Origin of the sequence: Bradyrhizobium zhengyangense (assembly GCF_022012555.1) — a bacterium.
GTDB classification, from domain to species: Bacteria; Pseudomonadota; Alphaproteobacteria; order Rhizobiales; family Xanthobacteraceae; genus Bradyrhizobium; species Bradyrhizobium zhengyangense.
In genome coordinates this window covers 127,010-141,501 of sequence record NZ_JAKLTZ010000005.1, presented here as the reverse complement: position 1 = coordinate 141,501, position 14,492 = coordinate 127,010, and the positions used below count along the sequence as shown (strand labels likewise).

Annotated in this window: 12 protein-coding genes; 10 read left to right on the top strand and 2 right to left on the bottom strand. The window is 64.9% G+C overall.

Annotated elements, in window-relative coordinates; translation table 11 throughout:
* The first annotated feature begins 126 nt into the window (after window positions 1-126).
* The gene (locus L6639_RS20845) at window positions 127-1,905 is read left to right on the top strand and encodes an acyl-CoA dehydrogenase family protein (RefSeq protein ID WP_237863506.1); all 1,779 of its coding nucleotides are present in this window, start codon (window positions 127-129) and stop codon (window positions 1,903-1,905) included.
* A 148-nt stretch (window positions 1,906-2,053) separates the two neighbouring features.
* On the opposite strand, the gene L6639_RS20840 is transcribed toward L6639_RS20845, so the two are convergent.
* A complete protein-coding gene (locus tag L6639_RS20840; protein ID WP_237863505.1) occupies window positions 2,054-3,301 on the bottom strand; it encodes an MFS transporter in 1,248 nt (415 codons plus the stop codon).
* Window positions 3,302-3,601: 300 nt separating this feature from the next.
* Between L6639_RS20840 and L6639_RS20835 the strand changes: the two genes are divergently transcribed.
* The 9 genes from L6639_RS20835 to L6639_RS20795 all read left to right on the top strand — a co-directional run bounded on the left by L6639_RS20835 (window position 3,602) and on the right by L6639_RS20795 (window position 13,750).
* On the top strand, window positions 3,602-4,360 hold the full coding sequence (locus tag L6639_RS20835; RefSeq protein WP_237863504.1) for an enoyl-CoA hydratase-related protein: 759 nt from the start codon (window positions 3,602-3,604) through the stop codon (window positions 4,358-4,360).
* A gap of 50 nt (window positions 4,361-4,410) precedes the next feature.
* The gene (locus tag L6639_RS20830; RefSeq protein ID WP_237863503.1) at window positions 4,411-6,069 is read left to right on the top strand and encodes a bifunctional metallophosphatase/5'-nucleotidase; all 1,659 of its coding nucleotides are present in this window, start codon (window positions 4,411-4,413) and stop codon (window positions 6,067-6,069) included.
* A 133-nt stretch (window positions 6,070-6,202) separates the two neighbouring features.
* A complete protein-coding gene (locus L6639_RS20825; protein WP_237863502.1) occupies window positions 6,203-7,132 on the top strand; it encodes a histone deacetylase family protein in 930 nt (309 codons plus the stop codon).
* 73 nt (window positions 7,133-7,205) lie between these two features.
* Window positions 7,206-7,457 (top strand): exodeoxyribonuclease VII small subunit, encoded by a 252-nt coding sequence (locus L6639_RS20820; RefSeq protein ID WP_027554315.1) that lies wholly within the window; start codon window positions 7,206-7,208, stop codon window positions 7,455-7,457.
* Window positions 7,458-8,039: 582 nt separating this feature from the next.
* Window positions 8,040-9,968: a 1-deoxy-D-xylulose-5-phosphate synthase gene (dxs, locus tag L6639_RS20815; protein ID WP_237863501.1), complete on the top strand. Its 1,929-nt coding sequence runs from the start codon at window positions 8,040-8,042 to the stop codon at window positions 9,966-9,968.
* Window positions 9,969-10,006: 38 nt separating this feature from the next.
* Entirely contained in the window at window positions 10,007-10,561 is a 555-nt protein-coding gene (locus L6639_RS20810; protein WP_237863500.1) for a nucleoside 2-deoxyribosyltransferase, read from the top strand.
* Between the two features lie 24 nt (window positions 10,562-10,585).
* Window positions 10,586-11,320, top strand: a complete 735-nt coding sequence (locus L6639_RS20805) for a TlyA family RNA methyltransferase (protein ID WP_237863499.1) — start codon at window positions 10,586-10,588, stop codon at window positions 11,318-11,320.
* On the top strand, window positions 11,313-12,560 hold the full coding sequence (locus L6639_RS20800; protein WP_237863498.1) for a class I SAM-dependent RNA methyltransferase: 1,248 nt from the start codon (window positions 11,313-11,315) through the stop codon (window positions 12,558-12,560). Before L6639_RS20805 ends, L6639_RS20800 begins: the two co-directional genes overlap by 8 nt.
* A gap of 110 nt (window positions 12,561-12,670) precedes the next feature.
* A complete protein-coding gene (locus L6639_RS20795) occupies window positions 12,671-13,750 on the top strand; it encodes an Acg family FMN-binding oxidoreductase (protein WP_237863497.1) in 1,080 nt (359 codons plus the stop codon).
* Here the strand turns inward: L6639_RS20795 and L6639_RS20790 are convergent.
* Window positions 13,747-14,337: a hypothetical protein gene (locus tag L6639_RS20790; RefSeq protein WP_237863496.1), complete on the bottom strand. Its 591-nt coding sequence runs from the start codon at window positions 14,335-14,337 to the stop codon at window positions 13,747-13,749. The genes L6639_RS20795 and L6639_RS20790 overlap by 4 nt on opposite strands.
* Between the last annotated feature and the right edge of the window lie 155 nt (window positions 14,338-14,492).

Below are 14,492 nucleotides of genomic sequence, written 5' to 3'. Positions count from 1 at the left end.
GGGCGCGGTCGCGCCACACCTTAATATAGGCGGGGGCAAAGGCCCGATGCGGTCCCGTATCGCACCCATTGAGGCCTCAGCCATTTCATGGGAATACGACGGCAAACCTGTCCTCGGGAGTGAGCCATGACCTACCGCGCGCCGATCTCTGACATGCTGCTGTCGCTCAACCATGGCGCCGGCCTCAAGGCCGCCGTGGACGCCGGCCATTACGGCGATTTCGACGCTGACATTGCTGCTGCCGTGCTGGAAGAGGCCGGCAAGTTCGCGACCGATGTGCTGGCACCGCTGAACAAAGTCGGCGACGAGCACGGCATCAAGCTCGATGCCGGCAAGGTGACGACTGCGCCGGGCTGGCCGGACGCCTACAAGCGCTGGACCGAAGGCGGCTGGAACGCGGTTTCGGGCCCGGAAGGTTTTGGCGGCCAGGGCCTGCCGATGGCGATCAACGCCGCCTGCACCGAGATCTGGAGCGCCGCCAACGTCGCGTTCGGCCTCTGTCCGCTGCTGACGGCCTCCGCGATCGAGGCGCTGGACGCGCATGGCAGCGACGAGCTGAAAAAGATCTATCTCGAAAAGCTCGTCACCGGCGAATGGACCGGCACGATGCAGCTGACCGAGTCGCAGGCCGGCTCCGATGTCGGCGCACTGCGCACCCGCGCCGAAAAGCAGGCGGACGGCACCTATCGCATCAAGGGGACGAAGATCTTCATCACCTATGGCGAGCACGACATGACCGACAACATCGTGCATTTCGTGCTGGCGCGCCTGCCCGATGCGCCCGCGGGCACCAAGGGGATCTCGCTGTTCCTGGTGCCGAAATTCATGGTCAATGCCGACGGCTCGCTTGGCGCGCGCAATGATATCTTTGCCTCGGGCGTCGAGCACAAGCTCGGCATGCACGCCTCCCCTACTTGCACCATGACCATGGGCGACCATGGCGGCGCGATCGGATTCCTGATCGGCGAAGAGAACCAGGGCATGCGCTGCATGTTCACGATGATGAACCAGGCCCGTCTCGGCGTCGGCCTCGAAGGCGTCGGCGTCGCCGATCGCGCCTATCAGCTGGCGCTGTCTTATGCGCAGGAGCGCAAGCAGGGCCGCGCCATCGGCAAGAAGGGCGACGGCTCGGATGCGATCTTCGTGCATCCCGACGTCAAGCGCATGCTGATGCGGATGCGGGCCCAGACTGCGGCCGCGCGCACCATCTGCTATGCGACCGCGGTCGCACTCGACGTCTCCATGCGCGCCAGGGATCCGAAGGTGCGCACTGAAGCCGCCGCACGCGCCGCGCTGCTGACGCCGATGGCGAAGGGCTATTCCACCGATATCGGCAACGAGGTCGCCTATCTCGGCGTGCAGATCCATGGCGGCATGGGCTTCATCGAGGAGACCGGCGCCGCCCAGCATTATCGCGATGCGCGCATCACCGCGATCTACGAAGGCACCAACGGCATCCAGGCGATCGACCTCGTCACGCGCAAGCTCGCCGCCAATGGCGGTGCATCGGTGTGGGCGCTGCTCGATGAGCTCTCAGCCATTGTGAAGCAGGTCGAGGCGTCCAACGATCCCGCCTTCGGCACCACGGGCGTGAAACTGCGCGAGGCGCTGGAGGCCTTGAGGCGCACCAGCAAGTGGCTGCTCGAGCGCGTCACGTCTGCGCCGAACGAGGCGCTGGCCGGCGCGACGCCGTATCTGCAGCAATTCGGTGCCACGCTCGGCGGCTGCATGCTGGCCTCCGAGGCGCTTGCCGCGAAGAGTGAAGGTGTTGCGGATGCGCAGCGCTACGTCTCGCTCGCGCGCTTCTTCGCCGAGAACATCACCGTGCAGGCAGGCGCGCTCGAGCGCACCGTGACGGAGAGCGCGGAGTCGGTCGCGGCGGCGGATGCGGTGCTGTTGGGGTAGACCCGTCATCCCCGCGCAGTGGCGAAGCCATTGTCGCTGGTACGAGCCATGCGACGCAAAGCGCCGCGTGGGGAGCCTCGAAGGATGACCGGCCGAGATGTTGCAGCCGGGCCGTCGCCCTTCGAGGGACGCTGAAGAAGCGGCCACCTCAGGGTGACGGTGATAGATTGCGCGTCTGCTCCGCCCTCTTCCCCGGCCGCCACAGCACGATGCCGGCGGCGACGACATCGAGCACCACGCACATCGCAAAGGCCATGGTGTAATCGCCGCTCACGCTGCGCACGAGGCCGACGAGGCCGGGACCGAATGCGCTGACAATGCCGCTGATCGACGTTCCCAGCCCCATCGCGGCAGCGAAGGCCGCACTGCCGATCTCGCGCTGGATGATCAGGGGCGGAAACGTGATCATGTTGCCGATCGAGAAGCCGTAGACCGCGCAGCACAACAGCAGCACGATCGGGCTCTGGCTTTGCAGCAGCACAAGCAGCGCCGCAGCCTGGCTGATCATCGACGCCGAGCAGGCAAGCCGCGGATCGAGCCGGTCGACGAACAGGCCGAGCGTGAGCCGGCCGACGACCGCCATCGCGGCCATGATGGTGACCGCGAGGCCCGCACTGGCGCGGCCGATCAATGGTTCGAGAAACGTCACCTGGTGGATGATGAATCCCATCTGCGCCAGCAGCGCGATCGCGATCGGCAGCACCATGGTCCAGAATGATGCATTGGCGAGCAGCGTCCGGCGCGAATGACGCGCGGCCTTGCCCCCGCCGGAGGCACCTGCCGCATGCAGCGACGCGCCGACCGGCCAACCGGTGAAGACGACAACCACCGGCAATACCAGCACCACCATCACGACGGTCGCCGCCAGCATGGCCGAACGGAAGCCGATGCTGGTGCTCAGCGCCAGCAGGACGGGAACGAGGATGATGCCGCCGCAGGTGGCGCCGTTGAAGGCGAGGCTGAGCGCGAGCCCGCGCCGTCGCTCGAACCAGGAGTTCAGCACGGTGGCGATCACCACCGAGCCCATTCCGGTCCAGCCGACCGACATCAGCGCATAGGCGAGATAAAGCTGCCACGGCAACTGCATCAGCCCGAGCAGTGCGGTCGATGCGCCAAGCGCGGCCAGCCCGCACAGGATCAGCGCGCGCAACCCGATGCGGACGAGCAGATCGTCGGTAAAGATCACGAGGACGGCGCTCAGCAGGAACGAGAAGGTGCTGGCCGAGGACACCAGCGTGCCGGACCAGCCATGAGCGCGCTGGAGCTCGGCGAGATACACGCCCTGGCCATACAGGCCAAAGCCGAACATGAAGAAGGCCATCAGGAAGCAGGCCAGCACCACGCGCCAGCCGCGGTAACGCAGCGAGGACTCGTCAACCTCCGTTGCGGCGATCATCGTCAAATATCGGCCTGATGGAACGAAACAGCTGATCGTGACGTACAACCACCGGTTTTTCAAATGAAACGTTGTAGCCAATTGTTGCAATGCGCAAATCGTCGCAGGAGGCGCGATGCAGCCTTCGCTGCTGGTTTGTTCCCCGACACATGCCGCCATCTGGCGGGTGTCATGCAACCACTCGACGGCATCACTGCCGAAATGATCGCGCGGCAGGATTGGCACGCCTGCGGGATCATGTAGGCTCAGCCGTGCAAGACTCGCCAACGGCAGCCGCCGCGGCGACCGCAGGGAGTGCTCATGCCGAACGGCAACATCATCGTCACCGACGAGCGCGGCACACGCATCATCACCCTGCGCCGTCCCGGCAAGAAGAACGCGATCACGCAGCATATGTATCGCGAGATGAGCCGCGCGATCGACACCGCGCAGAACAACCCCGATATTCGCTGCATGATCATCACCGGCGGCTCCGGCGTGTTCACCGCCGGCGACGACATCGATGACTTCATGCACGCCGATGCGGCGCGTCCGGAGACGTTGTCGGACGGTGTCAAATTCCTCTATTCGCTGGCGCTCAACGTCAAGCCGATCATCGCCGCCGTGGACGGCGCCTCGATCGGCATGGGCACCGTGATGCTGTTTCACTGCGACTATGTGCTCGCTTCCAACGCCGCGACCTTTTCGGCGCCCTACATCAATCTCGGGCTCGTGCCGGTCGGTGCCGCGAGCCTCCTGATGCCGAGCACCATGGGTTACCAGCGCGCCTTCGCCATGCTGGCGATGGGCCGCAGCTTCACCGCCGCCGAGGCCCATGCCGCCGGCTTCGTCAATACCGTGGTCTCGCCTGGACATACCGAGGTGGAGGCCCGCAAGGTCGCGCGCGAGATCTGCCGGCTGCCGGCCGAGGCCGTCGCAACCTCGCGCAAATTGCTGCGCACCCCGCCGGAAGAGCTCACCCGCCGCATCGATCAGGAGGGCCATCTGTTCGGCGAGCGGCTGAAATCGGATGAAGCTGTCGCCGCGTTCAATGCGTTTGCGAACAGGAAGAAGCGGTAGATAACGAGAACCTTCGTGAAATCTTCGCGCGGAGCGACTAATCTTGTTCCATGCGATACCAATCGATCCTTGCCACGCTTTCGCTCGCGCTCTGCGCCTTGCCTGCCGCGGCGCAGACCGCACCGCCCGTCGAGCTGCGGATTCTCGCGATCAACGATTTCCACGGCAACCTCCGTCCGCCGCCGGGCGGCATTCGCATCAATGACCCTGAAGACAAAACCAAGAAGGTGATGGTCGCCGCCGGCGGCGCCGAATACATGGCGACGCTGGTCAAGCAACTGAGCGAGGGGCACAAGAACACCATCTTCGTCGCCGCCGGCGATCTGATCGGGGCGAGCCCGTTCCTGTCGGCGATGTTTCATGACGAGCCCTCGGTCGAGTCGCTCTCGATGATGGGGCTCGCGATCACCTCGGTCGGCAACCATGAATTCGACGAAGGCAAGACCGAGCTGATCAGGATGCAGAATGGCGGCTGCCATCCCGAGGACGGCTGCCAGGGGCCGCATGCTTTCCTAGGTGCCAAATTCCACTATCTCGCGGCGTCCACCGTGGAGGCCGCCACCGGCAAGAGCGTGCTGCCGCCCTACGAGATCCGCGACTTCGAGGGCATCCCGGTCGCCTTCATCGGACTGACCTTGAAGGAGACCGCCGGCATCGTCTCGCCCAAGGGCATTGCCGGACTGGAATTTCGCGATGAGGCCGAGACGGTGAATGCGCTGGTGCCGCAACTGAAGGCGAAAGGCGTCGAGGCGATCGTGGTGCTGATCCACCAGGGCGGTGAGCCCGCCGGCGATTACAATGAATGCCCTGCCATCACAGGGCCGATCGTCGACATCGTCAAGAAGTTCGACCGCGCCGTCGACGTCGTCGTCAGCGGCCACACGCATCGCGCTTACGTCTGCGAGATCGACGGGCGGCTCGTCACCAGCGGCGACAAATACGGCACGCTGGTCACCGCGATCGACCTCAAGCTCGATCCTGCGACCCGCGACATCGTCAGCGCCAAGGCCGAGAACGTCATCGTCGCCAATGCCTCGCTCGCCAGGGATCCCGAGCAGACCGCGCTGATCGACGCTTATGACAAGCTCTCGGCGCCGATTGCCAACCGGCCGGCCGGATCGGTGACGCAGACGCTGTCGCGCGTTCCGAACGAGGCCGGCGAAAGCGCCCTCGGCGACATCATTGCGGATGCACAGCTCGCCGCGACGAAGGATGCCAAGGACGGCAGCGCGGTCATTGCGCTGACCAATCCCGGCGGCATCCGCACGGATCTCATCCCGAAGGAGAATGGCGCGGTGTCCTACGGCGAGCTGTTCGCAAGCCAGCCGTTCCGCAACCGCCTCGTCACCATGACGCTCACGGGCAGTCAGCTCAAGGACATGCTGGAGCAGCAATGGCTCGATCCGAAGCGGCCGCGAATCCTCCAGGTCTCGATCGGATTCAACTACAGCTGGGACGCGTCAAAGCCATACGGTGAACGCATCGTGGCCGACAAGATGACGCTCAACGGCAGGCCGATCGAGCCGGCCACCGGCTACCGCGTGACCCTCAACGACTATCTGGCGGTCGGAGGCGACGGTTTTACCGTCGCCAAGCAAGGCACTTCGCCGCAATATGGCGGGTACGATTCCGACGCACTGTTTGCCTTCTTTAAGGCGCATGGTCCGATCGGCCCGTTGCCGCCTACCCGCATCGTGCGCGTCAATTGATCTGGATCAAACGGGCCTGAACGGGCGGCCCTTTGCCATTCCGCAGGGAACGCCTAGATTGGGTTTTGCATTGCGTTTTGGCGCCGGATGCGCCAAGCGACGTCGAGAGTACGTTCCCAGCGAGGCCGACCTGATGAGCACGCTTCTCCTTTCCCACAAGGCTTGCCTCGACCACGTCACGCCGCCGGGGCATCCCGAGCGCCCGGACCGCCTGCGTGCAGTGGAGGAAGCGCTGTCGGTCGAGCGCTTCCAGTTCCTGGCGCGCGATCTGGCGCCGGAGGGCGATCTCGATCTCGTCACGCTTTGCCATAACGAGCATTACGTCACCGAACTGCGCCACGTCGCGCCGACAAGCGGCCAAGTCTATCTCGACGGCGACACCTCGATGTCCCCTGGCACGTGGGAAGCGGTGATGCGCGGCGTCGGCGGCGCAGTGGCCGCGACCGAGGCTGTGATGAACGGCGAGCACCGCAACGCCTTCGTCGCGGTGCGCCCGCCCGGTCATCACGCCGAGATCGGCAAGCCGATGGGCTTCTGCTTCTTCGACAATGTCGCGATCGCCGCGCGCCACGCGCAGCGCAAATACGGCATCAAGCGCGCGGCCATCGTCGATTTCGACGTGCATCACGGCAACGGCACCCAGGACATCTTCTGGTCGGATCCGACCGTGATGTACTGCTCGACCCATCAGATGCCGCTGTTTCCGGGCACCGGCGCCAAGAGCGAGCGCGGCGATCATGACACCATCGTCAACGCGCCGCTGGCGTCTGAAGACGGCGGGCCCGAATTCCGCTCCGCGTTCGAAAACCTGATCCTGCCGCGGCTGGAGAAATTCAGCCCCGAGCTGCTCATCATTTCCGCCGGCTTCGACGCGCATTACCGCGATCCGCTGGCCTCGCTGAATTTACGCGGGGAGGATTATGCCTGGGTCACGCGCAAACTGATGGACCTTGCGGACAAGTCCGCAGGCGGCCGCGTTGTTTCTGTGCTCGAAGGCGGCTACGACCTGCAAGGACTGAAAGAATCTGTTACGGCGCATGTCGGCGCCCTGATGGGCGCTTGAGAGACCCGCCACATTAAGCCCGCAAAACTCTGCTGTTTTGCAGCAGAAGCGAATCGGGCAATCGGAAACGGATATGGCCGAAAATACCCAAATCGACGTCTCCCGGCTCACCTTCGAGCGCGCGATCGAGGAACTCGAGACGATCGTGAAGCGGCTCGAGGACGGCAAGGTGCCGCTCGAGGAATCCGTCACGATCTACGAGCGCGGCGAAGCCCTGAAGCGGCGCTGCGAGGAGCTGTTGCGCCAGGCCGAGGCGCGCGTCGACAAGATCACCACCGATGCCAGTGGCCAGGCCGCCGGCACGGCCCCACTGGACGTGCAGTAAGGGCGCGCGCAGCCCCCCGCCTCGCGCATCGGCCGCCTGCAATTTTTCAAGATCGCACGCCCCCGTTTTGGCTGGGCGTAAGGACGCCGGGCGCCAGGGCGGAAGAGTTCCCGCGCCGGTGTTGTCATCCCGCGAAATTCCACCGAAAAGGCTGTTCTTGCGCCCAAAATCCTGCCAAGGAACCGGGCAGGATTGGAACCTTCCTACCGGCGCCGCGATTAACCAAATTGGCCCGCCGGTTGCACCTGCATACCCGTAATCGGCCCTGTGGGTTGGCTTTGGCCCAAGCTTTGGTGTAAAGCTGCGCGGAGTGTGGCTTTTTGTTAGCCTTGACGTGGGGACCGATTTTCGATGTCAAGTGCCTCAAATCGCTGATGAATTGGCTGGGACGGACGAAGCCGATCTACGTGACAGGGATCACAGAGACTGAACCGGAGCGCACTTAAGCTCACCTAAGCTTGAAGACGGGGCTTTGCCCCATGCAGGTGGCTCCGACGGTTTAAGGACTCGCGCTGCGCCGATATTGTGCAAACCCATCGCGCACCGGAATGACCTTCCGGCGCTGACAAATTGGAAATCGCCGTGAACGCATACAGTAAAACGCCGCTTCTCGACACCATCCGGACGCCGGAAGACCTGCGCAAGCTCAAGGTCGAGCAGGTCCGCCAGGTCGCCGACGAGCTGCGGCAGGAAACGATCGATGCCGTCTCGGTGACCGGCGGTCACTTCGGCGCGGGCCTCGGCGTGGTCGAGCTCACCACCGCGATCCATTACGTCTTCGACACGCCGCGCGACCGGCTGATCTGGGACGTCGGCCATCAGGCCTATCCGCACAAGATTCTCACCGGACGCCGCGACCGCATCCGCACGCTGCGCACCGGCGGCGGCCTCTCCGGCTTCACCAAGCGCAGCGAGAGCGATTACGATCCGTTCGGCGCCGCGCATTCCTCGACCTCGATCTCCGCCGGTCTCGGCATGGCCGTCGCGCGCGACCTCTCCGGCGGCAAGAACAACGTTATCGCCGTGATCGGTGACGGTGCGATGTCGGCGGGCATGGCCTATGAGGCCATGAACAATGCCGGCGCGATGAACTCGCGCCTGATCGTGATCCTCAACGACAACGACATGTCGATCGCGCCGCCGGTCGGCGCCATGAGCGCCTATCTGTCGCGCCTCTACTCCGGCAAGACCTATCGCACGCTGCGCGATGCGGCCAAGCAGATCAACAAGCGCCTGCCCAAGATCCTCGCCAACCGCGCCAACCGCGTCGAGGAATATTCCCGCGGCTTCATGATGGACGGCGGCACGCTGTTCGAGGAGCTCGGCTTCTATTACGTCGGCCCGATCGACGGCCATAACCTCGACCATCTCCTGCCCGTGCTGAAGAACGTGCGCGACATGGAGACCGGCCCGATCCTGGTCCACGTCGTGACGCAGAAGGGCAAGGGCTACGGCCCGGCTGAAGCCTCCGCCGACAAATACCACGCCGTCGTCAAATTCGACGTCGCCACCGGCACGCAAGCCAAGGCCAAGCCGAATGCGCCGGCCTACCAGAACGTGTTCGGCCAGAGCCTCGTCAAGGAAGCGCAGAAGGACGACAAGATCGTCGCCATCACCGCGGCGATGCCGTCAGGCACCGGCGTCGACATCTTCAACAAGGCGTTCCCGGACCGCACCTTCGACGTCGGTATCGCCGAGCAGCACGCGGTGACCTTCGCCGCCGGTCTCGCGACCGAGGGCTACAAGCCGTTTTGCGCGATCTACTCGACCTTCCTGCAGCGCGGCTACGACCAGATCGTCCATGACGTCGCGATCCAGAACCTGCCCGTGCGCTTCGCCATCGACCGCGCCGGCCTCGTCGGCGCCGACGGCGCGACCCATGCCGGCTCGTTCGACAACGCCTATCTCGGCTGTCTGCCCAACATGGTGATCATGGCTGCGGCTGATGAAGCCGAGCTCGTGCACATGGTGGCGACCCAGGTCGCGATCAACGACCGTCCGAGCTCGCTGCGCTATCCGCGCGGCGAAGGCCGCGGCATCGAGATGCCCGAGGTTGGGATCCCGCTGGAGATCGGCAAGGGCCGCATGATCCGCCAGGGCAACAAGATCGCCCTGCTCTCCTTCGGCACGCGCCTGGCCGAATGCGAGAAGGCGGCCGACGAGCTCGCCGCCCATGGTCTCTCCACCTCGATCGCGGATGCGCGCTTCATGAAGCCGCTCGACACCGAGCTGGTGCTGAAGCTTGCCCGCGACCACGACGTGCTGATCACGGTCGAGGAAGGTTCGGTCGGCGGCTTCGGCTCGCATGTCGCGCAATACCTGACAGACCAGGGCGTGCTCGACACTGGCATGGTCAAGTTCCGCACGATGGTCCTGCCCGACGTGTTCCAGGATCACGACACGCCGGCCGCGATGTATGCCCGTGCCGGTCTCGACGCCAAGGGCATCGTCGCCAAGGTCTTCGAAGCCCTCGGCAAGGATGTGAAGACCGAGACGGTCAAGCTCGCCTGAGGGCGAGCTTCGACCTTCCGCGAACCAGCGCGACGTTCATGAAAATCTATCTGGCAGGTCCCGACGTGTTCCTGCCGGATGCGGTCGAGATTGGCCGCCGCAAGGCGGCGATGTGCGGCGCGTACGGACTCACCGGCCTCTACCCTCTCGACAACGCTATCGACCTCACCGTTTCAGACGCCTCGCGGCAGATCTTTTGCGGCAATGAGGCGATGATGGACCACGCCGACGCCATCATTGCGAACCTGACGCCGTTCCGCGGTGCCGGCGCGGATCCTGGCACCGTCTACGAGCTCGGCTACATGGCCGGCCGCCGCAAATTTTGCCTGGCCTACTCCAACGATCCCGCCACCTATGCCGACCGCCTCGGCCGCTTCATGGACGTCACCACCGAGGGCGGACGGCTGGTCGATGCGCAGGGGCTGACGGTCGAGGATTTTGGCCTCGTCGACAACCTCATGATGATCCACGCGCTGGAGCTGCATGGCTGCCCGCTGGTGACGCCGGCAGCTCAGCCTGTCGACGTCTGGCACGATCTTGCCGCGTTCGAGACTTGCGTCCGGATGGCGGCCGCGCGATTGATCGCTACATAGCGCTTCAGTCACCCCGGAGAGATCATGTCCCCTGCCCGCAAGCGCGCGGATGTTCTGTTGGTCGAGCGCGGCCTGTTCGAGAGCCGGGCGCGGGCGCGCGCGGCGATCGAGGCCGGGCTCGTCACGGCCAACGACAAGCAGGTCGCCAAGCCGTCGGAGACGATCGCCGAGGACGCGGTGATCCAGGCCGAGCCTGCGCATCCCTATGTCTCGCGCGGCGGCGTCAAACTCGCCGGTGCGCTGGAGCGATACCCGATCGAGATCGAGGATCACGTATGCCTCGATGTCGGCGCCTCGACCGGCGGCTTCACCGAGGTGCTGCTGGCGAACGGCGCGAGCCTGGTGTTCGCCATTGATGTCGGCACCAGCCAGCTGCATCCCTCGCTGCGCGGTCATCCCAAAATCGTCTCGATGGAGGAGACCGACATTCGCGCCTATGAAGGCAAGCGGCTTCCGGCGCGGCCGGATGTCGTCGTCATCGACGTCAGCTTCATCTCGCTGAAGACCGTGCTGCCGGTCGCGCTGTCGCTCGCGGCAGCGCCGATGAGCCTGCTGGCGCTGGTCAAGCCGCAATTCGAGGCTGACAGAAAGCACAACAAGAAGGGCATCATCCGCGACGCCGCGGTGCATCAGGAGATCTGCGACGACATTGAGGCCTTTGCCAAGTCACTCGGCTGCACCGGCATCGAGGTGTTTCCATCCTCGATCGCAGGCGGCGACGGCAATATCGAATTCTTCCTGGGCGCGCGCCGTGGTTGAACGCGTCACGATCGATCATGTCGGCCATCGCGGCGACGGCGTTTCGCTCGACGCCGGCGATGCGATCTATGTGCCCTATACGCTTGGCGGCGAGACCGTCGAGGTCGACCACGTCGCCGGCCACCATCCCGATCGTCGCAAGCTGCTGGCGGTCGATATCGCCAGCCCCGAGCGCATCGAGCCGTTTTGTCCGCATTTCGGCGTCTGCGGTGGCTGCGCGATCCAGCACTGGGCGACTGAGCCGTATCATGCCTGGAAACGCAACATCGTGGTCGAAACGCTGGCGCAGGCCGGCATCGACTGCGATGTGGCGCCGCTGGTCGATGCGCATGGCGCCGGGCGAAGGCGCGTCACGCTGCACGGCCGGTTCGGCACGCATGACGTGCTCAAGGTCGGGTTCTCCGCGACGAGCTCGCATGACGTGATCCCGATCGACCGCTGCCCGATCCTCGATCCCGCGCTGGAAGGCGCGCTCGATGCCGCCTGGGCGCTCGCCGAGCCGCTGACGTCAAAGATGCCGGTGACGAAGCCGCTCGACATCCAGGTAACGGCTACCGCCAACGGCCTCGATGTCGACGTGCGCGGCTCCGGCCCGCTGCCGACGCCGCTGGTCACGGCGCTGTCGCGCGTTGCCGAGCAGCATCGTCTTGCGCGGCTGACGCGGCATGGCGAATTGGTGCTGCAACGCCTGCCGCCAACGCTGAAAATGGGCCGCGCCGAGGTGACGCTGCCGCCAGGCTCGTTCCTGCAAGCGACCGTCGCGGGCGAAGAGACGCTTGCCGCTCTCGTTGCCGAGCGCGTCGGCAAGGCGAAAGAGGTTCTCGACCTCTTCTGTGGCGTCGGCCCGTTTGCGCTCAGGCTCGCCGAGAAGGCCCGCGTCACCGCCTATGACAGCGACGCCGGCGCTATCGCCGCACTGGCGAAAGCAGCGCGCACGCCGGGACTGAAGCCGATCAGGTGCGAGCCGCGCGACCTGTTCCGCCGTCCGCTGGTGCCACCGGAGCTGCGCGATTTCGATGCCGTGGTATTCGATCCGCCACGCCAGGGCGCACAGGCACAGGCGCTGAAACTCGCCGCGAGCAAGGTGCCCGTGGTGGCGGCTGTCTCGTGCAACGTCGCAACGTTTGCCCGCGACGCGCGACTTCTGATCGACGGCGGCTACAAGATCGAGAATGTCATTCCGGTCGATCAGTTTCGCCACACGCCCCATGTCGAGATCGTCGCGCGGTTTACCCGCTAGGGCCGAAGTCCCGATCGCGTCAACGCGCTCCAAGCTTGATTCTGCTCAATCGCCCCGTGCTTCGTGGGCGCTAGAAGCTTGCTGGGCAATGGTACGCGGAGCGGACGCTTGTGGTTGACCGACGACAGTTCATCGCGGCCACGCTCGGGCTTTCTGCGCCCGCCGTCAGCGGCCTCCCTGCTGGCGCGGCCGGCATGACCTACGACGAGGCCATCAGGTCGTCACGCGCCCCCTTGCGAGCTGCGCCGCGGGACCGCGAGCTCGTGCGTTGTGCGACGCTTGCGGCCAACAGTCACAACACGCAGCCCTGGATTTTTTCCGCCCACGGCAATGAGATCGCGATTGCGCCCGACTTCAAGCGCCGCTGTCCGGCCGTCGATCCCGACGATCATCACCTCTTCGTCAGTCTTGGATGCGCCGCCGAAAATCTCTGCCTCGCCGCATCCGCGCTCGGCTGGCGCGCCAACTCCGTTTTCGACGGCGAGCGGATCGTGATCGCGCTCGAGGAAGCCTCGCCGGCAGCAGCGGCGCTGGCCGATGCGATTCCAGTCAGGCAATGCACGCGCGCGGCTTTCGACGGCAGGCCGGCCGCGCCCGAAATCCTGCATCAGCTCGAGAACGCCTGCCGCGAACCTGGTGTCGCCGCGATGCTGATGACCGACCGTCCCGCAATCAAGAAGGTGACCGACTATGTGCTCGAAGGCAATTCGGCACAGATGCGCGATCGGGCCTTCATGCGCGAGCTCGTGAGCTGGATGCGTTTCAACGAGGCCGATGCGCTCGCAACGATGGACGGGCTGTTCTCGCGTGTCTCGGGAAATCCATCCCTGCCCGCATGGGTCGCCCGGCCGCTGCTGAGGCTCTTCTTCACCGAAGAAGGGGAAAACAAGAAGTACCGCGACCAACTCGACAGCTCTGCCGGTGTTGTCGTGCTCGCAGCCGACCGCAGCGACAAGGCGCACTGGATCGCGGTCGGCCGCGCCTGCCAGCGTTTCGGTTTGCAGGCGACCGCGCTGGGTCTCAAACATTCATTCGTGAACCAACCGGTCGAGGTGACGGCCCTGAGACCCCAATTCGCGACCTCGCTCGGTCTCGGCGCACGGCGCCCCGACATCGTGATGCGTTTCGGAGCAGGCCCGGACTTGCCAAAATCGCTGCGGCGTCCCCCGGAACAAGTGATGCAATTCTAGCGTCGCAGTTGGCCCAGCGCCGGCGACTCGCCGGGCAGCATGTCCGACCTGATATCGCTGTCCATGCGGCTCGAGTCGCGCTGGGTGAACCCGGCCCCGAACGACAGGCTGAGGTTGGAGGTCGGCTTGAATTCGACGCCGGCAAATCCGCCGTAGCCGGGCCCGGCGGCAGAGGTCAGCGGCGCAACCGAGCTGCCGATGCCGTTGCCGTATTTCAGTGTGTCGAAGCCGGCAAAGAAGGTCACGGGCGAGCCGCCCGCGGTCTTCATGTTGTAGCCGAACTGCGTGCTGTCGTAGGAGAGCGCGCTGAAATTGGCTGAAGATCCAGCCTGCGTGAAACCGTTCAGACCGAGACTGCCGCGCTGGCTTCCGACGAAAAAGCCGGGACGGAAATCGTAGCCATTGTTGACGGCACCAGTGTTGAAGCTTGGAAAGTTGCCGTAGCTCTCGGCGCTACCGCCATAACCGAAACCCCCACCGGGAATCCAATACTGCAGAGGCGCGACCTGGGCATGAGCAGGCGCGCCGCCAAGGCAAAACATCGCGAAGAGAGTTGCAAGAGCGCAGGAACGAACAAGGCTGGACATTCGGCTAACCGTCAGGATGGTACGCAAATTATACGGGATGCACGCGGCAAATACCAGCTGAGCCGGGACGGGCGTGAGGCGGTTCCAGAGACGCCCATCTGAATGTGACCTGATTGCCGTCGGCATCGGCCATGTCGACGGCGCGCATGCCATAA

Bases quoted from the DNA above. Each gene is read 5' to 3' on its own strand.
- L6639_RS20810 (WP_237863500.1), top strand. From the start codon at position 10,007: ATGAAAATCTATCTGGCAGGTCCCGACGTGTTCCTGCCGGATGCGGTC.
- L6639_RS20845 (WP_237863506.1), top strand. From the start codon at position 127: ATGACCTACCGCGCGCCGATCTCTGACATGCTGCTGTCGCTCAACCAT.
- L6639_RS20820 (WP_027554315.1), top strand. From the start codon at position 7,206: ATGGCCGAAAATACCCAAATCGACGTCTCCCGGCTCACCTTCGAGCGC.
- L6639_RS20790 (WP_237863496.1), bottom strand. From the start codon at position 14,337: ATGTCCAGCCTTGTTCGTTCCTGCGCTCTTGCAACTCTCTTCGCGATG.
- L6639_RS20825 (WP_237863502.1), top strand. From the start codon at position 6,203: ATGAGCACGCTTCTCCTTTCCCACAAGGCTTGCCTCGACCACGTCACG.
- L6639_RS20805 (WP_237863499.1), top strand. From the start codon at position 10,586: ATGTCCCCTGCCCGCAAGCGCGCGGATGTTCTGTTGGTCGAGCGCGGC.
- L6639_RS20840 (WP_237863505.1), bottom strand. From the start codon at position 3,301: ATGATCGCCGCAACGGAGGTTGACGAGTCCTCGCTGCGTTACCGCGGC.
- L6639_RS20835 (WP_237863504.1), top strand. From the start codon at position 3,602: ATGCCGAACGGCAACATCATCGTCACCGACGAGCGCGGCACACGCATC.
- L6639_RS20830 (WP_237863503.1), top strand. From the start codon at position 4,411: ATGCGATACCAATCGATCCTTGCCACGCTTTCGCTCGCGCTCTGCGCC.